Raw genomic sequence first — 3,385 nt, 5'->3', positions numbered from 1 at the left:
GGGCGGCCTTGAGTGCGGCCTTTCCCCGGCATGGGAAGGCGCGCAAAAACTACGTCCGCGCGTTGGTACTGGCCTGCAGCCTGGGCCTTCCCGCCATGGCGCTGCTCTACAGTCCTTATCCACAACAATGGATGGCCGATGTGCACAACGGCCCCGGCGAATGGAAAACCCTGCGGCTGGCGGACGGCTCGACGCTGACCCTGAACGGCATCAGTGCGGCGAATCTGCATTTCGACAGCCGGCAGCGCCGCATCGAATTGCTGCAAGGCGAGATCCTGGTGGAAGTGGCCCACGATGGCGAACGGCCATTTGTGGTGCAGACCGCCCAAGGCACCCTGCGCGCCCTGGGTACGCGATTTGTGGTCAGGCGCGAGGATGACGTTACGGTGCTGAGCATGCTCGAATCCCGCGTTGCCGCCCAAAGCGCGAATGGCCAGCAGACGCTGGAAGTGGACGCCGGCTCACAGGCGCGACTCAGCAAAGATGCCGTGCGGCTCTCGGGCAGCATCGATACGGCGAGCATCAATGGGGCCTGGCGCCGCCATCAACTGGTGGTGGATAACCGACCGTTGCCGGAAGTGCTGGATGAGATCGCCCGTCACCGTTCGGGCCGCTTGCAGTTTGATCGCGCCGCACTGGCCAGTCTCAAGGTCTCGGCCGTACTTCCCCTGGATGACACCGACCGCACCTTGCAGATGCTGGCTCAAACCCTGCCGATCACGCTGAAAACCTTTACGCCGTGGCTGATGATCGTCAGCCCGGATACCGAGAGCAAAAAATAATTATCCAAATTGTTTCCGCTTTGTTTAAAGCTACCCGTCAAGGAAGGTATATCGATAACTAAAGGACTGCCATCGTCATGCCGCTCCCTTCCAAACCCCGCAGACGCCTGCTGAGCAGCGCGCCGCTGACCCTCACACTGCTCGCGACGACGCTGCTCAATACCCATCTGGCCCAGGCCGATACGGTAAACGTCGCGGCCCAAGCCTACGACATACCTGCCGGGCCGCTGGGCGCCACACTCAACCAGTTCGCCCAGCAAGCGGGCGTGGCTATCGTGTTCCAGTCCCAGAACCTGCAGGGGCTGAATGGGCCGGGGCTGAAAGGCACTTATAGCGTGGACGCAGGGTTCGGCAGGCTGTTACAGGGCAGCGGCTACCGCGTGATCAAAGGTGATCAGGTGTACGCGCTCGAAGCTGACCCTGCGGCCACCGACGCCATGGAACTAGGCCCGACCCAGGTCAGCTCCAACCAGTTGGGCAACGTTACTGAAGGGACTGATTCCTACACTCCAGGCAGCATCGCGACTGCGACGCGGCTGGTGCTGACCCCCAAGGAAACCCCGCAATCGGTGACCGTCGTCACCCGCAAACACATGGATGATTTCGGCCTGAACAACGTCGACGACGTGATGCGCCACACCCCGGGCATCACCGTGTCGGCCTTCGACACCGACCGCACCAACTACTACGCCCGCGGTTTCTCCATCAATAACTTCCAGTACGACGGCATTCCTTCCACCGCGCGCAACGTCGCCTATTCGGCGGGCAATACCCTGAGCGACATGGCGATCTATGATCGGGTCGAAGTGCTTAAAGGCGCCACCGGCCTGCTCACGGGTGCCGGCTCATTGGGTGCCACGATCAACCTGGTGCGCAAGAAACCCACGGCTGACTTCCAGGGCCATGCCAGCCTCGGCGCGGGCTCCTGGGACAACTACCGCAGCGAACTGGACGTCAGCGGCCCGATGACCGAAAGCGGCAACGTCCGTGGCCGGGCCGTCGCGGCGTATCAGGACAAGCGCTCGTTCATGGACCGTTACTCGCGCAAAAGCCCGGTGTACTACGGCATCATGGAATTCGACCTGTCCCCCGACACGATGCTGACCGTGGGCGGCGACTATCAGGACAGCCTGCCCACCGCCTCGAGCTGGTCCGGCAGTTTTCCGCTGATCAACGCCAATGGCGATCGCAATAGCGTAAAGCGCTCGTTCAACAACGCGGCCAACTGGAGCAGTTGGGAGCAATACACCCGTACCGCCTTCGCCATGCTTGAACATGACCTCGGCAACGGCTGGGTGACCAAACTGCAACTGGACCACAAGATCAACGGCTACCATGCACTGATGGCTTCGATTCAGGGTGACGAGCCCCGTGCAGACGGCACCGCACATGTCACTTCGCAAAAATACACCGGGGAAACCGTCAGCGACTCCGCCGACCTGTACGCAAGCGGCCCCTTCAGCCTGGGCGGCCGTGAGCATGAACTGGTGGTGGGGGGCTCCATCGGCATTTCGGACTGGAACGGCAAGGGCTACTGGAACCTCGCCCCCAACCTCGTCGACTTCAATAACTGGCACGGCCACGCCCCCCAACCTTACTGGGGCGCGCCGCAGCAATACATCGACGACACCATTCGCCAGACCGGCGCCTACATGACCACACGCCTGAACCTGGCCGATGACCTGAAGCTGCTGCTCGGTGGCCGCGTGGTCAATTACCACCTGACCGGCAATAACCCGTCCTACCGCGAGACCGGACGCTTCGTACCGTATGTCGGCGTGGTGTATGACCTGGATGAAACCTACTCGGTCTACGCCAGCTACACCGATATCTTCATGCCCCAGGAGAACTACAACCGCGACCGGCAAAACCAGTTGCTTGAGCCGGACGAAGGCCAAAACTACGAGCTGGGCATGAAGGCTGATTTCTTCGACGGACGCCTGAACGCCAGCGCAGCGTACTTCGAGGTCCATGAAAACAACCGCGCCGTTTCCGACGACGACTACAACAACCTGAAACCTACACCGCAGAACTATGCCTACAAAGGCACCAAGGCCGTCACCAAGGGCTACGAGCTTGAAGTGTCCGGCGAGTTGAGCCCGGGCTGGCAGATTCAGGCCGGCTACACCCACAAGGTGGTGCGTGACGACCAGGACCAGAAGATTTCCACGTTCGAGCCCGAAGACCAGGTCAAGCTGTACACCACTTATAAGCTCAAAGGCGACCTGGACAAGCTGACCATCGGCGGTGGCGTGCGCTGGCAAAGCGTGGGCTGGCAGGACATCTACAACACCCCCCATGGCGGTTATGAAGAGTTCTCCCAGGAGGCGTACTGGCTGGTGGACTTGATGACCCGTTACCAGATCACCAAGAACGTGTCGGCGACCCTGAACGTCAACAACATCTTCGACAAGTCCTACTACACCAACATCGGCTTCTATAACTCCGCCGCTTATGGTGAGCCGCGCAACTTTATGGTCACCACCCGCTGGGATTTCTAAACCCAATCAAAAACGCCCCCGATCACTGCACATGATCGGGGGCGTTTTTTAGACCGGCGGTTTCTTGCAAACCCCAGACAGCAAAAAGCCCGCTCAATGAGC

At 60.5% G+C, this 3,385-nt stretch carries 2 protein-coding genes; both read left to right on the top strand.

Annotated features, from left to right (window positions below):
- Positions 1–782 (top strand): FecR family protein (locus tag HX846_RS16190; RefSeq protein WP_178965716.1); only part of this gene is annotated, 782 nt, incomplete at its 5' end.
- Between the two features lie 77 nt (positions 783–859).
- A complete protein-coding gene (locus tag HX846_RS16185; protein ID WP_178965715.1) occupies positions 860–3,283 on the top strand; it encodes a TonB-dependent siderophore receptor in 2,424 nt (807 codons plus the stop codon).
- Positions 3,284–3,385 lie beyond the last annotated feature (102 nt).

It is taken from the genome of Pseudomonas sp. K5002 (assembly GCF_013386655.1).
Classification (GTDB): Bacteria; Pseudomonadota; Gammaproteobacteria; order Pseudomonadales; family Pseudomonadaceae; genus Aquipseudomonas.
Note: the sequence above shows the minus strand (reverse complement) of the source record. Positions and strands in the feature narration are given on the sequence as shown.